This window comes from Halomonas sp. DN3, from assembly GCF_024137905.1.
Classification (GTDB): Bacteria; Pseudomonadota; Gammaproteobacteria; order Pseudomonadales; family Halomonadaceae; genus Halomonas; species Halomonas litopenaei.
Genome location: NZ_CP099965.1, coordinates 3,580,068 through 3,599,378, shown reverse-complemented (window position 1 = coordinate 3,599,378; position 19,311 = coordinate 3,580,068). Strand labels below are relative to the sequence as shown.

Here is a 19,311-nt window from a genome sequence, read left to right as displayed (position 1 = left end):
GACTTGGCCGGAGGCGTTTTTGCAAGATGTTCAGCAGTGGCAGGCAACACGCCTTTTTCGGTGCTTCGCCGAAGAATTGCGTGGCGTATCATGACGCTTATCTCCATGGCCTGCCGTGGCCTCTGGCGGTTGTCGCCGACCGGCGACGCAGAGGCGAAAATGGCTTGCATTTCGTAACACGATTGTGGGGAACCCTCATGCAACTGCGTCGTCACACTGTGCGAGCGATTGACGAATTCTCAACCACCTCCTGGAGGACTTCATGCAACGATTCACCGCCCTGATCACCGCCGCCCTGCTTTCTGCTGGTCTGATGAGCGCCACCGCCCATGCCCAGGAAGCAAACGCGCAGGCGTCAGGCAACGCTGACGTCGAGGCTGCCGCTCAGGCGCAGAATTTCTCTGATGCCCAGCTCGAGAAATTCGCCGACGCTTCCAAGGAGATCGCCGCGATTTCTCAGGACTACACCCAGCAGCTGCAGGAAGCCGAAGGCCAGCAGGCCCAGCAGGATGTGCGCACCGAGGCCAACCAGAAGATGGTCGAAGCCGTCCAGCAGAGCGGGCTCGAGGTCGAGACCTTCAACGCCATCGGTCAGGCCATCCAGCAGAACCCGGACATGATGAAGCGCGTACAGGAGATGGCGCAGTCGTGAGCTGACCGCCACTCTCGCCAGTCAAAGAGACTGGCCGCCTAGATCGACGCCCGCCGCCCTCGAGGTCGGTGGGCGTTGTTGTTTGCAGTGCTGAAGATGTTTGCACAGGGCGAAGAATCTCGACGTGACTGCCAGGTGGCGCTAACCTGATGACAGGTGGCAACGAAGGAGGTCGCCGTGAGCATGAGTACCGCCGAATGCCTTGCAGAGCAGTCGTCCAGCCTGCTCGAGCGGACGCTCAAGCGTCTGCTGGGTGCGCGAGGCCTGACGTCTCGTGGTCTGATGAGCCCCTCCGCCCTTGAGGTCCACGAGTTGATCGAGCAGGGGCTTTCTTCCGAGGACGTTATCCGCTTTATCGAGTCGGTCGAGTTGTTGCACGACAGAAAGTTGGTCAGCCAGGTCATCGGCATGTCCGAGCGAACCCTGTACCGTCGCGTCAAGGAACCGCTGCCGCTGAGCGCAGAACAGAGTGGCCGCGCCTGGCGTTTCGCCGAACTTCTCACCAGAGCGGAAGACGTTCTGGGTGCTTCCGACGAGGCTCAGCGTTGGATGCTCACGCCGGCAATGGCCCTGGAAGGGCGCAGACCCATCGATCTGATCAGCACCCAGGTGGGACATGCGCTGGTGGACGATCTGCTGACACGCATGGACTACGGGGTCTATAGCTGATGTCAGGAGGAGACGGCGCCGCCGGTTTCTGCCTGTGGCGGCTGGAGCGACGGCGTCATCTGGCGACCTGGCGCACGGGTGTCGGAGCCAAGCTGGCAGGAGGGCGCTGGAATTCCAAGGGGCGGGCCGCCGTCTACGGGTCTCTTGACCCTGCGACCGCGATCCTCGAGGTTGCCGTGCACAAGGGCTTCAAGGTACTGGATTGCGTTGCCCATGTGCTCATCTGTGTTCGGGTCACGGACCCCGAAAGCGTCTTCGAAGTGGCGGCGGCCTCATTGCCCAACCCGAACTGGCTGGTCCCCGGTTCGCCCAGCCAGGGCCAGCAGGCACACGGGGACCGGTTGCTCGCCGAGCATCCTTTTATCGTCGTGCCGTCCACGGTCTCACGTCATAGCCGCAACATCATCATGAATCCCGACACCGGCGGAGACCTTGTCGCGCCGGTGATCGAGGAAGCGTTTGCGCTGGATCCTCGGCTCAATCCTCCTGCCGCCTGAATCCTTGGGTACGAGTTGGCGATGGCTCGAGCGCCTTGCATAGCCCTACGCCGCATATGATTGATAGACACACTGCTAATGCTTTACAGCCGCTGGCCTCGGCTCCATGCTTCCGATAGTCAGAGGGTGGGGGACCAGGGAGCGTCCTGCTGCCAGCCACGGCGACCGCGCGGAGGACACCATGGAAGCGGAACTGTTGGAAATCAGCCAGCATATGGGGCGCTTTGCGCCCTTTGACGGGCTGTCGGAGGAGTTGCTGGACGAGGTCGCCGGGCAGGTGCAGGTCAGCTACTTCAAGGCCGGCTCGACCATTCTCGAGCTTGACGCCGTGCATCAGGAGTTCTGCTACATCCGCAGCGGAGCGGTGGAGGTCACCCGGCGCAACGGAGAGCTCTACAACCTGCTGGGGGAGGGCGACATCTTTGGCCACTTCAGCCTGCTGCGCCACAGTCGCGTGCGCTTCCCGGCCAAGGCGCTGGAAGACAGCCTGATCTACTTCATCCCCGAGGCGATGTTTCACCAACTGTGCGAAGCCGACGAGCAGTTCGCCGAGTTCGTCGAGGTGGATCGCCCCCGGCTCGAGACGGCGGTGGAAAGTCAGCGCAAGAACAACGACATGATGGTGACGCGGATCCGCAAGCTGCTGACTCGCTATCCCGTCATGGTCGAGGCGCGGGCCACGGTGCAGGAGGCGGCGCGCCAGATCAGCGAGTCCCAGGCCTCGGCGGTGCTGGTGCTGGACAAGCCCGAGAACAACCCGCGCTACACCTTCAAGGATAGTGAAGGTGGCTACTGGCAGGTCACCGGGATCCTGACCGACAGCGACTTTCGCACCAAGGTCGTGGCCGAGGGACTGTCGCCGGATACTCCGGTGGGCGAGGTCGCCGGCCGCCGCCTGATCGCGGTGCAGTCCGACGAGTCGGTGCAGGAGGCGATGCTGTGCATGCTGCGCAACAATATCCACCACCTGCCGGTGATGCACCGTCGTTCACCGGTGGGCATCGTGCATCTTTCCGACATCATCCGCTACGAGACCCAGAGCAGCCTTTATCTGGTCAGCAACATCTTCCATCAGCCGTCGGTGGAGTGTCTGGCCAAGCTGGCGCCGGACGTCCAGGCCGCCTTTGTGCGCATGGTTCATGACGGAGCCGACTCACAGATGGTAGGCAAGGCGCTGTCGACCATTGGACGCAGCTTCACCCGGCGTCTTCTGGAGATGGCGGAAGAGGAGCTAGGACCGCCACCGGTGTCGTACTGCTTCATGGCGCTGGGCTCGATGGCGCGTAACGAGCAGAGCATCGTCACCGACCAGGACAATGCTCTGGTACTGTCCGATGACTTCGATCCGGCGTTGCACGACGAGTACTTCGCGACCATGGCCAAGCGGGTCAGCGATGGCCTGGCCGCCTGCGGTTATACCTACTGCAAGGGGGACGTGATGGCCACCAATCCGAAGTGGCGACAGCCGCTGTCGGTGTGGAAGGGCTACTTCACCGAATGGATCGAGCGCCCATCACCGGAAGGGTTGCTGCACAGCTCGATCTTCTTCGATCTGGACACGGTCCACGGTGACAATCCGCTGGTGGAGGAGTTGCAGGACCTGGTCGCCACCAAGGCGTCGAAGCACAAGCGCTTTCTTTCCGCCATGGCGCGTAATGCGCTGAATCGGACGCCGCCGCTGGGCATCTTCCGCACCTTCGTGATGGAGAAGGATGGCAAGCACAACAACTCGATCAATCTGAAGCGTCGCGGCACGGCGCCGATGGTGGACCTGATCCGTATCCATGCGCTGGCCTGCGGTTCCCGCGCCCAGAACAGCTTTGACCGCCTGGACGATATCGATCGTACCCAGTTGCTGGCGCCCGGGGTCAGCGACAAGCTGCGCTACGCGCTCGAGTTTCTGTCCATGTCGCGGATTCGTCACCAGGTCATCGATCTGGAGCATGAGCACGAGCCCGACAACAATATCGAGCCGGAAAACGTCTCCAGCGAGGAGCGACACAATCTCAAGGATGCCTTCCAGGCGCTCAGCAACGCCCAGAAGTTCCTCAAGTTCCGTTATCCCATGACCAGCAGGTAGCCGCCATGCCGTTGCTTCGCCCCAAGACTCGCTCGGCACCGGATTGGCACGACTACCTGGTCGCCCGACGTCAGAAGAGCCGCCAGCAGGCGCTGGTGGACTTCTTCGCCGGGGCCGACTTGTCGCCGATCCTGCCGATTCAGGAGGCGCCGCTGATGGCACTGGACCTGGAGACCACCGGGCTCGATCCCAGGCGTGACGAGATCGTCTCGATTGGCCTGGTGCCCTTTTCGCTGTCGCGTATTCGGCTCGCCGAGCGGCGCTACTGGGTGGTGCGTCCCCATCGCACCCTGAACGCCGAGTCGGTGACCTTTCATCACATCACCCACGCCGATATCCAGGGGGCTCCGCGGATCGAGGAGGTGCTCGCCGATGTCTTCCGCGCCATGGCCGGCCACCTGCTGGTGGTGCACTTTCGCCATATCGAGAGGTCCTTTCTGGACGCCGCGGTACGCGCGGCCTGGAAGGAGTCACTGAGCTTCCCGGTGATCGACACCATGTCGCTGGAGGCGCGCATCCACCGTCAGTCGACCATGGCGCGCTTTCGTCGCTGGATGGGCCGACCACCCAGGTCGATCCGCCTGCACGACAGTCGGCTGCGCTACGGGCTACCACATTATCATGGCCACCACGCCCTGACCGACGCCATCGCCACGGCGGAATTGCTGCAGGCACAAGTAGCCGGCAACTACGCGCCGGAGACGCCCATCGGCATGCTGTGGAGCTGAATAAGGGAGTTGAGCTGCCCGTCATTCCGATCGAGCTCGCAACATGAATGCGGCAGCCCGAGGGCTGCCGCTCGCCAGCAAGACCACCATGGCCACCACGCCCTGACCGACGCCATCGCCACTGCGGAGCTGCTGCAGGCGCAAGTAGCCGGCAACTACGGCCCGGAGACGCCCATCGGCATGCTGTGGAGCTGAATAAGGGAGTTGAGCTGCCCGTCGATGCGTCAGCCATCTCGCCACAAGAAAAGCGGCAGCCCGAGGGCTGCCGCTTTTTTCATGCACTTGCTGTCTGCGTAAGGCTGGCCTAGACCGCCTTGGGCTCGCTCATCAGGCCCTTGATGATGGCGTAGCAGGCCACCAGCAGCACCAGGGTGAACGGCAGCCCGGTCGAGACCGCCGCCGCCTGCAGTGCGGTAAGACCGCCGCCCAGCAGCAGAGCGATGGCGATGGCGCCTTCGATGATGGCCCAGAACACGCGCTGCGGCTTGGGTGCGTCGACCTTGCCGCCGGCGGTGATCGAGTCGATGACCAGTGAACCGGAGTCCGAAGAGGTCACGAAGAACACGATGACCAGCACGATGCCGATGAAGGAAGTGATCGAGGCCAGCGGCAGCTCGCCGAGCATGGCGAACAGCTTGAGCTCGAGGGCGGCGTCCTGGACGCCCTGGAAACCATCGGTGATGTACTGCTCGATGGCGGTACCGCCGAAGGAGGTCATCCACAGCACCGATACCAGGGTCGGGACCAGCAGCACGGCGGTGAGGAACTCACGCACGGTGCGGCCACGGCTGACCCGAGCGATGAACATGCCGACGAACGGAGACCAGGAGATCCACCAGGCCCAGTAGAAGGCGGTCCAGCCCTGAACGAAGTTGGCGTCCTCGCGACCGAAGGGGTTGGACAGCGCCGGCAGCTCGGCCAGGTAGTGACCCAGGTTGGTGAAGAAGCCGGTGGCGATGGCCAGAGTCGGGCCCACCAGGATCACGAACGCCAGCAGCAGGAAGGCCAGCACCATGTTCACCTGGGACAGGCGCTGCACACCCTTGTCGACGCCAAGCATGATGGAACACAGCGCAACGGCGGTGATGCCGGCGATCAGCAGCACCATGGTGGTGTCGGTATTCGGCGTACCGAACAGCTCGTTCAGGCCGGCGGCGGCCTGGGAGGCACCGAGCCCCAGCGAGGTGGCCAGACCGAACAGGGTGGCAAATACCGCCAGGATGTCGATCAGGTGGCCCGGCCAGCCCCATACGCGCTCGCCCAGGATCGGGTAGAACACCGAGCGCATGGTCAGCGGCAGACCCTTGTTGAAGGCGAAGATGGCCAGTGACAGGCCGACGATGGCGTAGGCTGCCCAGGGGTGCAGACCCCAGTGGAAGATGGTCGCCGCCATGCCGAGATTGACCGCGGCTTGCTCGTCACCGGCGGCGGCGCCCAGCGGTGCCCAGTCGGTACGTATGCCGTTTTCGCCGACCGAGGTGCCACCCAGCGCGGTGGAGAAGTGGGTCATCGGCTCGGACACGCCATAGAACATCAGACCGATGCCCATGCCGGCGGCGAACAGCATGGCAAACCAGCCCATGTAGCTATAGTCGGGTGTGGCCTCGGCGCCACCGATGCGGACCTTGCCCAGCGGGGTGAAGATCAGTACCAGCGACAGCAGCACGAAGATATTGCCGCCGAGCAGAAAGACCCAGGACAGGTTGCTGGTCAGCCAGCCGCGGACGCCGTTGAAGAACGGCTCGGCGCCGCTCTGAAAGGCCAGGGTCAGGATCACGAAGACCAGGATCAGCAGCGACGAGACGGTGAACACCTTGCCGTGCAGGTCCACGTCCACGCCGAAGGACTTGGTGACGATATTGTCCTGACCGATGACGTAATCGGTATCGATCAGGTTGGCTGGCCCATCCGGGGCCGGAATACCCTCGCTGCCGGTGTCGGCAGATGAAGGCTTGTGGTTGGGGTCTTTTTCCACGTGCGATCTCCCTTGCGTTTAAAAATGGTAACTGTGGCGTCACGCCATCGACTCGGAGTGGGGTCGCGGCTGGCTCGTCTGTCATCGATACCGTACGGTCCAGCCTGCCTGAAGTGTGGCCTGCCTGAGCCAGCTTGCCAGTTGTGCCGTCAACGGCATCTGTTCCAAGGCCGCCGGGGCACGCCTGGGTCAGCTTGCCACGATCGTCCGAGACCCAAGGTTCTGCCGGCGACCGCTTGCACCGTGTGGGCGACGCAGGTGCTGGCCGCAACGACAGCAGGGGCACCCCGTGGCACCCCTGACCATTGCCACAGCATCATGACGGTGGCGTGGCATCTATCGGACTCAGGCTTCGCCGAGCCACTCCTTGACCACGTCCTGATTGTCCTCGACCCACTTCTGGGCGTTTTCGTAGGGATCGGTGTCGTCTTCCTGATTCATCAGCATGACTTCACCCATCATTTCCGTGGTCCACTCGAAGTTCTCGAGGATGGCGTAGGCCTCCGGCATGTCCTCTTCGAGGCCCTGACGGACGATGGTGTGGATCTGTTCGGCACCACCGTAGACGCCCTGGGGGTCCTCGAGGTACTTGAGGTCCCAGCGGGCGAACATCCAGTGCGGGGTCCAGGTGGTGACCACGATCGGCTCGCCACGGTCGATGGCGCTTCCCAGTGCGGCGGTCATGGTGGCGCCGCTGCCGGTGCGCAGGTCCAGGTCGAGCTCGTAGGCGTCGACCACTTCCTCGGTCAGACGCATCAGGCCGGCACCGGGATCGATGCCGATGATCTCGCCGTTGAACTGGTCGGCGTGTTCATTGAGCTCATCAATCGAGTCGACCTCGGAATCTGCCGGGACCGCAAGGCCCAGCTTGGTGCCGTCGAGGTTGACGCCGGCATCGACCAGCTGGTCCTGGAGGCGCGCGTAATAGTCCTCGTGGGTGGTCGGCAGCCAGCCCGCGAGCAGAGCGTCGGCGTCGCCGCTGGCGACGGACTGCCACATGGCCGCGGCAGACAGTGCGGAGGTCTCGACCTCGTAGCCGGCCTGTTCGAGCACAGCACGAACCACGTTGGTCGACGCCACGGTGGACGACCACTCGACGTAGGCCAGGTGCACGGAGCCCTTGTCCTGGGCGTGAACACTGGTGGCGGCGGCGCTGATGGCCAGGGCCAGACCGAGAGAACGAGTTGCCTTGGGTGACATGGTGCGACTCTCCTTGCGATAAGAGGTATTAGCGTGAAGCAGGCGACAGTGTCTTGCAAATGCCGCCCCGCGGGCTCCCCCGGCCGAGGGAGCCCGCGTCGAGCGTTTACTGCTTGCGCTCCTTGCGCAGGGACTGGGTCAGGCGATCCAGCAGCATCGCCAGGATGACCACCGCGATGCCAGCCTCGAAGCCATCGCCCGGACGCAGTCGCTGGATGGCTCGCCAGACCTCGCTGCCCAGGCCATCGGCGCCGATCATGGCGGCGATCACCACCATCGACAGGGCCAGCATGATGGTCTGGTTGATGCCGGCCATCACCGTCGGCAGCGACAGCGGCAGCTGCACCTTGACCAGCTTCTGGCCGCGGGTGGCGCCGTAGGCATCGGCGGCCTCGATCAGCTCCACCGGTACCTGGCGGATGCCCAGGGTGGTGAAGCGAATGGCCGGCGGCATGGAGAAGATCACGGTGGCAAAGATCGCCGACACCGAGCCGATACCGAAGAACGGAATCGCCGGGATCAGGTAGACGAAGGCCGGCATGGTCTGCATGAAGTCCAGCACCGGCATGATCAGACGATAGAGTCGATCGGACAGCGCCGCGGCGATACCCACCGGCAAGGCGATGACCACCGCCACCAGGGTGGCGATGACCACCAGGGTCAGGGTCTCGATCATCGGGTCCCACAGATCGAGGTTCCAGATCAGGCCAAGGCCCAAGACCGCGCCGATGGCGAGCCTGGGGCTTGCCATCTTCCAGCACAGGCCGGCGATGATCAGCAGAAGGGCCCAGTCGGGCAGCCACATCAGGGCGTCATTGAGGCCGTCGATACCGGTCTGGGTAATCCGCGAGATGCCGCGGGTGACGGCAGAGTATTCGGTGGTCAGCCAGCTCAGGCCGGTCTCGATCCAGTCACCGAGGGGAATGCGAGGAATCTCGATCGCCATTAGTGGTCTCCTGCCTGTGCCAGTTCATCCAGTACCGCGCCCTTGACCACCACGCCCAGCAGGCGTCGCTCGTCGTCGATGACGGCGATGGGGAAGCTCTTTTCGTTGAACAGCGCGAACAGATTGTGCAGCGGCTCGTCGGGTCCCACGGTGCGGAAGTCCTGGGTCATCACGCTATCCAGTCGATCCTGTCCGCTCTGGATGGCGCTGTTGGCGGCGTCGGCCTCGACCAGTCCCTTGAGCTTGCGATCGCGGCTGGTGACGTAGATCGAGTCCATGGCGTTTTCTTTCATCTTGCGCAGTGCGGTACGCGGGCCGTCGTCCTCGCGGGCGGTCGCGCGCACCGGGCGCATGGCGCTCTCGGCGGTCAGCACCCGGGACATGTCGACGCCCTCGATGAAGCGCTCGACGTAGTCGTCGGCCGGCTTGGTCAGGATCTCCTCCGGCGTGCCGATCTGCACCACCTCACCGTCCTTGAGCAGGACGATGCGGTCACCGATGTTCAGCGCTTCGTCCAGGTCGTGGGTGATGAACACCGTGGTCTTCTTCATGCGGTGCTGGAGTTCCAGCAACTCCTGCTGCATATCCTTGCGGATCAGCGGGTCGAGCGCCGAGAAGGCCTCGTCCATCAGCAGCACGGTGGAGTCATTGGCCAGCGCCCGGGCCAGGCCGACACGCTGCTGCATGCCGCCGGACAGCTGATTGGGGTAGGCGTCTTCCCAGCCATTCAGCCCGACCTGTGTCAGGGCGTCACGGGCGGTCTTGGCGCGGGTGTCGGCATCGATGCCGCGAATCTCCAGCCCGAACTCCGCGTTCTGCTGCACGGTCCGATGGGGGAACAGGGCAAAGTTCTGGAAGACCATCGAGAAGTGGCGACGACGGCACTCCAGCAGTGCCTTGTCGGAGAGCTGCGGAATGTCCTCGCCGTCGATGATGATCTCGCCTTCGGTGGGCTCGATCAGCCGATTGAGGCAGCGGATCAGCGTCGACTTGCCCGAGCCTGAGAGGCCCATGATCACCAGCAGTTCGCCTTCATGGACGTCGAAGTCGATGTTCGACAGGCCCAGGGTCTGGCCGGTCTTGTCCAGGATTTCAGGACGCTTGAGCCCTTCATCGCGTAGCTTGAGTGCCTTCTTCGGCTGGTCGCCGAAGACCTTGCTCAGCCCGCGAACCTTGATCTTGACGGATCGGTTCTCGCTCATGGGTAGGGGTGCCTTGTTGGGTTGCGTAAACACGTCCAGCCGGTCGAACGATGAAGGTCGACGTCACGTGCATCCTGGCGTCGGCGTTCATCGTCCAGCGCTGGCGCGGCTGCGTCAGGGGCGGCACTCCTTGCCGCATCCCCACGGCTGAACAGCATGCCAGCTTTCACCGTTGAGGCGCAGAAAGGTGCAATACCCTAAAGGTCTTTGAAAGATCATTCAAATTCAGCATGGGCGCACGTTGACTGAATCGAGAAAGCCCCGATGGGTGCGGTATTGGGTAGAAGTGGGGGAGAAGCCCATGCCGGAACGGCATGGGCAAGGGGAGCTATTTCCCTGTCGCGCTCCGTATCGGCGCCGCTCAGCGCACCCGCGTCAGCCGGATCAGACGACCGGGATCGCTGTCGGTCAGCAGGTAGATGGCGCCGTCGGGGCCGAGCCGCACGTCGCGGATGCGGCCGACCTCGCCATCCAGCACCACCTCGCGCTCGATGATGCTGTCGCCCTCGAGGCGCAGGCGCAGCAGTCGCTCGCCGCGAAGCCCGCCCGCCAGCAGATCGCCCTGCCAGGCGGGAAATTCTTCACCGCTGACCACGGCGAGCCCGGACGGCGCAAAGCGTCCTTCGAACACATGCACCGGATCGCGCATGCCCGGGGCACTGTCGACACCCAGCGGCAGATTGGTGGCGTAGTCGCGTCCGCGGGTCACCTCGGGCCAGCCGTAGTTCTCGCCGGGCAGAATACGATTGAGTTCGTCGCCGGTGCGCGGGCCATGCTCGGTCGACCACAGGGTGCCGTCGGCAGCCTGGGCAAGGCCCTGAGGGTTGCGGTGGCCGATCGAGTAGACCTCGGGGGCCGCGTCATCGTCGAAGCCCGGATTGTCCGGCGCGGGATCGCCGTCTGCGGTCAGCCTGAGCAGGCTGCCGGCGTGGTCTGCCGGGTCCTGGGCGCGGCTCTTGCTGACGCCGCGATCGCCGATGGTCAGCCACAGCAGGCCCTGGTCGTCGAACAGCAGGCGGCCACCGTAATGGCGGCCTGGCGTGGAAAAGCGATTCTGCACAAAAATTGGCGTTATCGCGCCCAGGGCGTCGTCCTCGAACCTGACCCGTGATACCGCCGTGGCGTCGTCCGAGTCGCCGTCCTTGCCGGGCTGCGCCCAGCTGAAGTAGAGCCAGTCGTGGGTGCCATCGCCGAATTGCGGATGTAGCGCCAGGTCAAAGAGCCCACCCTGGCCGCGGTGTGAGACCTGGGGCAGGCCGTCGAGTCTCTGGACATCACCGTCATCCACCAGCGCCAGGGTCCCGGGCTGCTCGGCGACCAGCATGCGCCCATCGGGCAGAAAGGCCAGCGACCAGGGGGTGTCCAGCTCATCGGTGATCAGCTCGAGCGCGACCGGGTGATGAAGCCCCGGCACCTGCTCGGGCAACGACGCCGCCTGGGCGCCTGCAGGCAATGACAATGTCAGCAGGGCGAGGGTGAGGCTTCGCAACATGGAGACTCCGCACGGCAAGTATGGGTTTCCGGTGGCGGACCGCTTCCCAGTCCCGGGCACGCCGAGCGGCGATGGCGTGCCAGGTCGACGGAGACGCTTTTCCTGCCAAGGTCAACAAGCGTTACAGCAGCAGCGCCAGCAGCACCGGTAGATAGATCAAGGATAGCAGTGTGGAACAGAACACCAGGCTCGCCACATAGGCGGGCTCGCGCTGGGACTTCTGGGCAAACAGATAGTTGAACACCGCCACCGGCATGCTCATCTGCAGCACCAGGATCGCCAGTGCCATGGGGGGCAGGTCAAGCCAGATGCCTATGCCCCAGGCCACGCCCGCCGCCAGGGGGATGCGCAAGAGGCTGAACCAGACGCCCGAGCGCAGGCTTCTGACCTGGATGCTGGCCAGCGACACCCCCAGGGTGATCAGCATCAGCGGCACGGTGAAGCCTGAAATCAGATCGACGCTGTTCTGCAGCCACAGCGGCAGTTCGGTGTCGGTGAACAACAGCGCGATGGAGATCAGGATGGCGTAGACCGTGGGCGTCTTGACCAGCGACTTCAGCGGATTGCCGCGACTGGCCAGCATGGTGCCCAGGGTGAACTGGAACAGCGACACCGTCACCATCACCGTGATGCCGAAGGCGAAACCTGCCTCGCCGAAGGCGTAGAGGATCACCGGTAGCCCCATGTTGCCGGTGTTGGGGTACATGGTGGGAGCCAGCAGTACCCGCCAGTCCTTGCGCAGTACCAGCGCCAGCACGAAGGCCAGCGCGGCCATGGCGCACAGCACCAGGGCGGCCGCCAGCATGGTGCGACCGAAGCTCGAGGCGTCGATCTCGGCACCCGCCAGCGAGGCGATCACCAACGCAGGCGTACCGATGTTGAACACCAGTTTGGTGACGAAGGCCACCGGATAGTCGAAACCGCGGCGGATCCAGAAGAATCCGAGACCGGCGCCGGTGATCACCGGCGCCATCACGGCGAAGAGTTGGGCAAACATGCGAGGATCTATCTCCTTATCGGTCGACACCCGGGGCCTTGGCACCCTGTCGGTCTGGAGTACGCTGCCGGCCAGCGACGCCGACGGCAGGCGCGGCTTGCCTGGCCTGTCGAGAGCGATCGGCCTGGCGCTCCAGCGACATCGTCAAGCGCTCTATCAGACCCGCCATCAGCCGGTACTCGGCGCCGTCATCCGCCTGTCGTTCAAGCGTCTGCAGCAGCCGGTTGCCGTATTCACGAGCTCTATCTGGTGCGTGGCCTCTGGCGCTGGCGCCGTAGTCGTCGGCGAGGGCGGCGGCAAGGTCGTCAAGGGCGAGGTCGAGCGCGTCACTGCGCCCGCCCAGGCGCCGTCGCAGATTGAGGCTGGCGTAGCCGAGGTCCAGCCCCACCAGGCCCAGCGAAAATAGATAGCGGCGTTCTTCCGGGAGGCTGTCGTCGTGCTGGGCGAGCCTGAGTAGGCGGTCCGCCATGGTACCACCGAAGCGTGACTCGGCTTCATGGAAGCTACGCCGGTGAAGCCCGTGGAGGTCGTTCACCGTGGCGCTGACCAGCCGGTGCTTGCGAATGGTGGTGGGGAGTCCTGGCGCCAGGCGAAAGGCCATCACCACGGTGGAGAGCCCGAGCAGCAGGGCGATAGCGCGGCCGAGGAAGCCGTCGATGGAAAAGTCCATGCCATTGCCGGGCATGGTCAGCAGGATGTTGCCGATGGTGAAGGCCAGGCAATAGCCCATCAAGCGGGGGTTGGCGGCGCCCAGCAGACCAAGGAACAAGGGCGGCATGAACACCAGCGCGAGGGTGACGAAGTCGTTGGCCTGGGCCAGCAGTACATGGCCGAACAGCAAGGCGCTGGGTACCGCCGCCAGCATGCCCTTGAGGAAGGTGGCGGCGACCGCTGCCGGGTTGTCGCGGGTCGCGAAGAAGGCCGAGAACAGGGTGCCGACCAGCATCGCGATCTGGCCATTGTCCCAGGCGGTGTAGCGCCAGACGATGGCCAGCAGGGCGAACACCAGTCCGGCTCGCAGTCCGTTGAGGGCGGCTTCCAGATGATCCCGGTGAAAGGCCAGCGCCGGCGCCTTGAGGCGGCGTTTGCCGGGGGTGTGGATCGCCTCTCGCGCATCGAGGATGACCAGAGCGTGGCCGAGGGCCTCGCGCAGGCCGAGCTGGATGCGCCGTTGCAGCAGCGCCTCTGGCGACTCGGTAGTGCGTGTCGGTGCGGGGTCGCTGGTGATGGGCCCACTGGGACTGTGCCCGCACCGGGCTGTGGTTTGGCCTGGGGTCTGGTCCGAGGCCTGGTCTAGGGCCGGGTCTGGGGCAGGGGCTATGCCCTCGTCCGAGTCTGCGGCCATGCACTGAAGGGCGCGATGCCTGAGCGCCTGCAGCCGCTGGCGGGCCTGGGCCACACCGCTGCCCTCGGCGCTGTGGCGCAGGTCGCTGGCCATGTCCTCGATCAGGCGCCGGGTGGGCGTTGGCAGCTCGGCGCCATGGGAGCGCAGCAGTTGCTGCAGCGCGTGTAGGATCGCCAGCAGACGGGCGGTGCGCACCGTCAGTACATGGCTGGCGCGTAGCCGGCCGATGCCTTCCGGGCCTTCGTAACGTGCCGCCTGGCTGTCGGTTTCCAGCTGGGTCAGGGGCTGCAGGCTGGCGGTCAGGGTGGCTTGCAGGGCAGCGTTATCGGCGCTGTTGTCCAGGCGCAGGGCGCCGTGCAGGAAGGCCTGATTGACCACCTGATCGGCCAGGCCGGCGAGATGATCACGGACCTGAATCGGCCACAGCAAGGCGCTGACCAGGGTGGCGCAGATGGCCCCCAGCGCCAGCTCCGACAGGCGCGCCACGGCCACCGCGAACAGGCCGGTGGGGGCGCTGGCGGTGATGACCACGATCAGCATGGCGGTGACGGCCGCCATGATGCAGCCGAAGGAGGCGTTGTTGCGGGTCACCGAGGCGGCGTAGGCGCACAGGATGATCCAGGCGGTCAGACAGATCAGTGCCGGTGTCGGCGACTGCACGAACAGCGACATGATGGCGATGCCGGCGAGGCAGCCGACGACGGTGCCGGTGATCTGGCTGATGCCTTTCTCCAGCACCATGCCGCTCATCGGGCGAATCTGCAGAAAGGCGGCGGAAATCAGCGCCCAGTAGGGGCGATCGAGGTCGCACCAGAGGGCAATGTACAGCGCCATGGCCATGGCCAGGGTGGCCTTGATGGCGAACTTGACCGCACTGGCCGGCGGCGTCAGGTAGGCCTGCCACCATACCGAAAAAGGCATCAGCGAGGCTCGGACCGGACCCGCACCGTGGCGGTCATGCCGGCGCTCAGGTCGAGGTTCGCCGGCACCTCGTCGAGGGCGATGCGTACCGGGATGCGCTGGGCCAGGCGCACCCAGCTGAAGGTGGGCTCGACCTGGGGCAGCAGCTGGGCGTTGGGGGTGGCGTTGTCATTGGCGATGGCTCGACCAATGCTGTCGACGTGGCCATCCAGCTCGACGTTGCCGCTCATCAGAATGACCTTGGCCGGATCGCCCACGGCCAGAGCGGGCCGTTTGGTTTCCTCGAAGTAGGCGGTGACGTAGTAGGAATCCTCCACCACCAGCGCCAAGACCGAGGTGCCTCGATTGACGTAGTTGCCCTGAGTGAGCTGCAGGTTGATCAGGTGACCCGGCGCCGGGGCGGTGACCTCGGTACGCTCCAGGTCAAGACGAGCGCTGGTCAGGTCGCTGCGGGCCTGGTCGAGGGAGGCGGCGGCGACGTCGCGGTCTCGATTGGCGCTTTCACGATTCTCTGCGCTGATCGCCTGGCGGCTGAGCTGCTCTCGCCGCGACGCCTCGTGCTGCTTCAGAGCAAGCTCGGCCTCGCGCTGGGCGACGATGGCAGAGGCCTTGGACAGGGCGGCCTGGTAGCGGGCATCGTCGATACGAAACAGCACCTGGCCTTTGTTGACGTGGTCGTTGTCGTCGACCGCAAGGGCGATCACCCGGCCCGAGACGTCGGGTGCCACGGTGATGATGTCGGCGCCGACCCGGGCGTCACGGGTCCAGGGGCTGTACAGATAGTAGCGCCATAGCCACAGGCCGGCAGCTACGGCGGCGGCGACCACCGCCAGGGTGATCAGCACGCGCAGGGTCTTGCGCATTCAGGCGCCTCCGCTGGCAAGCGCGCCCCACCAGGCGACCCCGGCGGTGCACAGAACGAAAAGAGAGGTGTCCAGCCACGCCTCGTACCACAGCCGAGAGCTGCCGCACAGGCGGTGCAGGGCGAAGCGCAGCACCGCGGCGAGCAGCAGTCCGATCAGGGCGTAGACCAGCAAGGGGCTGAAATAGATACCGCCAAGCGCGACTTCCTTGAGCGCCATGCAGGGCCTCCCCGAGATTCAGCCGTATGGCTGTGAATCGTGTAACCGAGACCAAGCGTAGCAAACATGCAAGGAAGGCGGGAGGGGCTCACCCCGCCTGACGGCGGGGCAGGGCGGTGGTCTCCAGGGCTCGCCAGGCGTCCGGCACGGCGTCGCGCAGATGGTCGAGCAGGGCGCTGACCTTGCGCGGCTGATGGCCGAAACCGTAGAGCAGGGTCACCGGCAGCGGCGCCAGCGACCAGGCTTCCAGGCAGCGCACCAGTTCGCCGGGGTGATGGCGTTCTCTGGCTTCGGTGGTCCACACCGGCAGGATGCCGAGCCCGCGCCCCCGGGCGATGGCGTCGATATGCAGCATCGACTGGTCGACGCGAAAGCGTGACGCCGGGGGCTGGAAGTGCACCGTGCCGCCATGACGGTGGGTCAGGGTGATGCCGCCCTGACTGTCGCCCATCAGGTCGATCCAGGCGTGGTGGCCAAGGGCGTCGGGTGCCTCCGGGGTACCGTGCTTCGCCAGATAGTCCGGATGAGCGTAGATGCCGCGCTCCAGCGCGCCGAGGCGCTCCTGGCGCAGGTTGCCTTCGTCGGTCTCGCCAAGCCACACGCAGATGCCCTGGAAGTCGGGATCCCGTGGCGCCGTTTCGCCGGTACTCAGCGTCAGGCGTATCGCCGGATGACGCTCCAGAAAGGTCTCCATCACGCCGCCCAGCCAGCTTCGCGTCAGGGTGCGATGGGCTTCGACATGAAGCTCGCCGCTGACGTCCTCGCGCAGGCTGTCCAGGGTGCGCTGACCTTGTTCCGCCAGTTTCAGGATTTCCCTGCTGATCACGTAGTAGCGCTGCCCGGCCTCGGTGGGCAGGAGCTGGTTGGCCTGACGCTTGAGCAGCGGCTGGCCCAGCCGCGACTCGAGCTGGCTGATGCGCCGGCTCAAGGTCGACTTCGCCAGGCCCAGCTGGATGGCGCTCTGGGTCAGGCTACCGGTCTCCATGACACGGTTGAAGGCAAGCAGTTCGTCGAGATCTGGCATGGCATCACGCAAGCGGGAAGAGGGGCAACACGAACCGGCAGTATGCCACGAGATCGTGCGGATGAAAATCATTCTCCATTGTATTGACGACCTCTACCGTATGCCCCACTGCGCGCTTCCTGCGTGTGGCGTGACGCAAGACGGCCAAGCCAGCGAAGACAAGGCAGGCAAGGCAGGCAAGGCAGGCAAGGCAGGCAAGGCAGGCAGGGTAGGCGGGGCAGACAGGTAAGACAGGCAAGGCAGCTTTTGGAGGGGTTGCGAGAGTTGCAACGTCGCGTTCACGAGCAATTGTGCAACTTTAATGGAAGAATCTAAATGATAAATATTCACATTCATTATTGGGCGCGGGTCGTCTCGACCCTGGGATGCGGTCCTGGATCGCCAGCCCTCTCCTGTGCCACCGGGTGGATTGCCGCCCTTTTTCGGAGTCAAAGAAGAAGATGTCGCCTCAGCGCTTGTCAGCTCAACCTCTGCCGTCTCGAAACCTGTCTCCTCGTTGCCTGTCGCTGGACCCTCTGTCGCTTCACCCGCTATCGCTTCACATTCGCCGCCTGGCGGCGGGGCTGTCGGGGATCGCCCTGTGTGGCGCAGTGCCGGCGCTCGGCGCCGAAGACATGGCGCTTGATGACGTGGTGGTCACCGCCTCAGGCTTCGATCAGAGCGTGGCCGATGCGCCGGCCTCGATCAGCGTGGTGACCCGGGAGGATCTGGAAAAGCGCTACTACCAGGACGTTACCGACGCCCTGCGTGACGTGCCCGGGGTGATCGTCACCGGCGGCGGTGGTGGCGACAACGGATACGACATCAGCATGCGCGGCATGCCCGCAGAGTACACCCTGCTGCTGATCGACGGGCGCCGCGTCAGTACGCGTGAGACCCGCCCCAACGGCAGCGCCGGCTTCGAGCAGGACTGGCTGCCACCACTGCAGGCCATCGAGCGCATCGAGGTGGTGCGTGGTCCCATGGCGACTCTTTACGGCTCCGATGCCATCGGTGGGGTGATCAACGTCATCACCCGCAAGGTGGCCGATGAGTGGCACGGCAACCTGCAGCTCGACACCATGCTGCAGGAAGACAGCGCCTCCGGCGACAGTCGCCAGGCCAACTTCTATACCTCTGGTCCGCTGGTCGAGGGGCTGGCCGGGCTGACCCTCTACGGCCGTGCGACCCAGCGCGATGAAGACAATATCCTCTATGGCTACGAGGACAAGCAGGTCCAGAGCCTGACCGCGAGGTTGTCGCTGACACCCAGCGTCAACCACGACCTGGCGCTGGAGGCCAGTCGCACCGAGCAGGAGCGCGAGGCGCTGGTGGGCAACAGCGTCGATCCGGACGGTTGTCGTGGCGCCTGTGAGGACAGCTTCGACGACTACACCCAGGAGTACGTCGCCCTGACCCATACCGGGCGTTTCTCCTTCGGCACCAGCGAGACCTATGTCCAGCGCGAGGTGTCCGAGAACGAGACCCGCGAGATGGAGATCACCAACACCAACGCCAAGTCGAGCCTGGTGGTGCCGCTCGGTGCCCATATCGTCACCGTCGGCGCAAGCTTCGAGGAAGAGGAGCTGGACGATCGCACCTCGAACCAGATCTCGGATCTCACCAATGTCCGCAACAGCCAGTGGGCACTGTTCGCCGAGGACGAATGGATGCTGCTCGACGACTGGTCGCTGACCGGTGGCGTGCGCATGGACCACGACGAGAACTACGGCTCCGAGATCAGCCCGCGGCTTTACAGCGTGTGGCACATGACCCCCGACTGGACCCTCAAGGGTGGCGTGTCCACCGGCTATCGCTCGCCAGACCTCAGGGAAATCACCCCGGACTGGGGCCAGGTCAGCCGTGGCGGCGACGTTTATGGCAACCCGGATCTCGAGCCGGAAACCTCGCTCAACAAGGAGCTGGGCCTTCTCTACAACGGGGCTGGTGGCCTGTCGGCCAGCGCCACGCTGTTCCACAACGACTTCGATGACAAGATCACGCGGATCGAGTGCCCGGCCGATATCTGCACCGACGGCCCCAACCAGTTCGGCAGCAACCCCACCTATCGGGTCAACGTCGACGAAGCGGTCACCCAGGGGGTGGAGCTGTCGCTGTCGACGCCGCTTGGCGACGCGCTCGAGCTGTCGGCGAGCTACACCTACACCGACTCCGAGCAGAAGAGTGGCGAGTACGAAGGCGAGCCCCTGACCCAGCTGCCGGAGCACGAGTTCTCGGCCAGTCTCGACTGGGAGATCAATGATCGCCTGTCCCAGTGGACCCGAGTGACCTACCGTGGCGACGAGAGTCAGCCCACCACCGGCCCGTCCCAGAGTGAAATCGTCGCGCCGGACTACACCTTCGTCGACACCGGCCTTGGCTATCAGTTGACCGATGCCGCCCGCGTCAACGTCGGCATCTACAACCTGTTCGATGAAGACATCGACTACGACGAGTATGGCTACGTCGAGGATGGCCGCCGGCTGTGGCTGGGGCTGAACGTCGATTTCTGATCCCTGGAG

17 protein-coding genes and 1 pseudogene are annotated in these 19,311 nt (G+C 64.7%); 8 read left to right on the top strand and 10 right to left on the bottom strand.

Annotated elements, in window-relative coordinates:
• Positions 1-262 precede the first annotated feature (262 nt).
• The 6 genes and pseudogenes from NKF27_RS15495 to NKF27_RS15470 form a co-directional block, all read left to right on the top strand.
• Positions 263-652 (top strand): DUF4168 domain-containing protein, encoded by a 390-nt coding sequence (locus NKF27_RS15495; protein WP_108132478.1) that lies wholly within the window; start codon positions 263-265, stop codon positions 650-652.
• A 183-nt stretch (positions 653-835) separates the two neighbouring features.
• A complete protein-coding gene (locus tag NKF27_RS15490) occupies positions 836-1,321 on the top strand; it encodes an antitoxin Xre/MbcA/ParS toxin-binding domain-containing protein (RefSeq protein WP_253552986.1) in 486 nt (161 codons plus the stop codon).
• On the top strand, positions 1,321-1,818 hold the full coding sequence (locus tag NKF27_RS15485; protein ID WP_253552984.1) for an RES family NAD+ phosphorylase: 498 nt from the start codon (positions 1,321-1,323) through the stop codon (positions 1,816-1,818). Before NKF27_RS15490 ends, NKF27_RS15485 begins: the two co-directional genes overlap by 1 nt.
• Before the next feature lie 181 nt (positions 1,819-1,999).
• Positions 2,000-3,898, top strand: a complete 1,899-nt coding sequence (locus NKF27_RS15480) for a DUF294 nucleotidyltransferase-like domain-containing protein (RefSeq protein WP_108448281.1) — start codon at positions 2,000-2,002, stop codon at positions 3,896-3,898.
• A gap of 5 nt (positions 3,899-3,903) precedes the next feature.
• Positions 3,904-4,626, top strand: coding sequence for a 3'-5' exonuclease (locus NKF27_RS15475; protein ID WP_253552983.1), 723 nt, complete (start codon positions 3,904-3,906; stop codon positions 4,624-4,626).
• Positions 4,627-4,710: 84 nt separating this feature from the next.
• A pseudogene (locus tag NKF27_RS15470) lies at positions 4,711-4,821 on the top strand (3'-5' exonuclease); the annotation flags it as partial.
• 109 nt (positions 4,822-4,930) lie between these two features.
• On the opposite strand, the gene NKF27_RS15465 reads toward NKF27_RS15470, so the two are convergent.
• The 10 genes from NKF27_RS15465 to NKF27_RS15420 all read right to left on the bottom strand — a co-directional run bounded on the left by NKF27_RS15465 (position 4,931) and on the right by NKF27_RS15420 (position 16,810).
• Complete coding sequence (locus tag NKF27_RS15465) at positions 4,931-6,601, bottom strand: BCCT family transporter (RefSeq protein ID WP_108448282.1); 1,671 nt, start codon at positions 6,599-6,601, stop codon at positions 4,931-4,933.
• A 345-nt stretch (positions 6,602-6,946) separates the two neighbouring features.
• A complete protein-coding gene (locus NKF27_RS15460) occupies positions 6,947-7,801 on the bottom strand; it encodes a glycine betaine ABC transporter substrate-binding protein (RefSeq protein ID WP_108448283.1) in 855 nt (284 codons plus the stop codon).
• A 106-nt stretch (positions 7,802-7,907) separates the two neighbouring features.
• Positions 7,908-8,741 (bottom strand): proline/glycine betaine ABC transporter permease, encoded by an 834-nt coding sequence (locus NKF27_RS15455; protein ID WP_045992040.1) that lies wholly within the window; start codon positions 8,739-8,741, stop codon positions 7,908-7,910.
• A gap of 5 nt (positions 8,742-8,746) precedes the next feature.
• On the bottom strand, positions 8,747-9,949 hold the full coding sequence (locus NKF27_RS15450; protein ID WP_045992017.1) for a glycine betaine/L-proline ABC transporter ATP-binding protein: 1,203 nt from the start codon (positions 9,947-9,949) through the stop codon (positions 8,747-8,749).
• Between the two features lie 361 nt (positions 9,950-10,310).
• Positions 10,311-11,441: a PQQ-dependent sugar dehydrogenase gene (locus NKF27_RS15445; RefSeq protein ID WP_213229219.1), complete on the bottom strand. Its 1,131-nt coding sequence runs from the start codon at positions 11,439-11,441 to the stop codon at positions 10,311-10,313.
• A gap of 121 nt (positions 11,442-11,562) precedes the next feature.
• Complete coding sequence (locus NKF27_RS15440; RefSeq protein WP_045992015.1) at positions 11,563-12,438, bottom strand: AEC family transporter; 876 nt, start codon at positions 12,436-12,438, stop codon at positions 11,563-11,565.
• Positions 12,439-12,454: 16 nt separating this feature from the next.
• Positions 12,455-14,704: an FUSC family protein gene (locus tag NKF27_RS15435; RefSeq protein ID WP_253552981.1), complete on the bottom strand. Its 2,250-nt coding sequence runs from the start codon at positions 14,702-14,704 to the stop codon at positions 12,455-12,457.
• Complete coding sequence (locus NKF27_RS15430; RefSeq protein WP_253552979.1) at positions 14,704-15,567, bottom strand: efflux RND transporter periplasmic adaptor subunit; 864 nt, start codon at positions 15,565-15,567, stop codon at positions 14,704-14,706. Before NKF27_RS15430 ends, NKF27_RS15435 begins: the two co-directional genes overlap by 1 nt.
• Positions 15,568-15,786, bottom strand: a complete 219-nt coding sequence (locus tag NKF27_RS15425) for a DUF1656 domain-containing protein (RefSeq protein ID WP_253552977.1) — start codon at positions 15,784-15,786, stop codon at positions 15,568-15,570.
• A gap of 88 nt (positions 15,787-15,874) precedes the next feature.
• The gene (locus tag NKF27_RS15420; protein ID WP_253552975.1) at positions 15,875-16,810 is read right to left on the bottom strand and encodes a LysR family transcriptional regulator; all 936 of its coding nucleotides are present in this window, start codon (positions 16,808-16,810) and stop codon (positions 15,875-15,877) included.
• Here NKF27_RS15420 and NKF27_RS15415 point away from each other — a divergent pair.
• Both NKF27_RS15415 and NKF27_RS15410 read left to right on the top strand, forming a co-directional pair.
• Positions 16,809-17,039: a hypothetical protein gene (locus NKF27_RS15415; protein WP_253552968.1), complete on the top strand. Its 231-nt coding sequence runs from the start codon at positions 16,809-16,811 to the stop codon at positions 17,037-17,039. The two genes, NKF27_RS15420 and NKF27_RS15415, sit on opposite strands and share 2 nt — an antisense overlap.
• Before the next feature lie 361 nt (positions 17,040-17,400).
• Complete coding sequence (locus tag NKF27_RS15410) at positions 17,401-19,302, top strand: ligand-gated channel protein (protein WP_253556489.1); 1,902 nt, start codon at positions 17,401-17,403, stop codon at positions 19,300-19,302.
• Positions 19,303-19,311 lie beyond the last annotated feature (9 nt).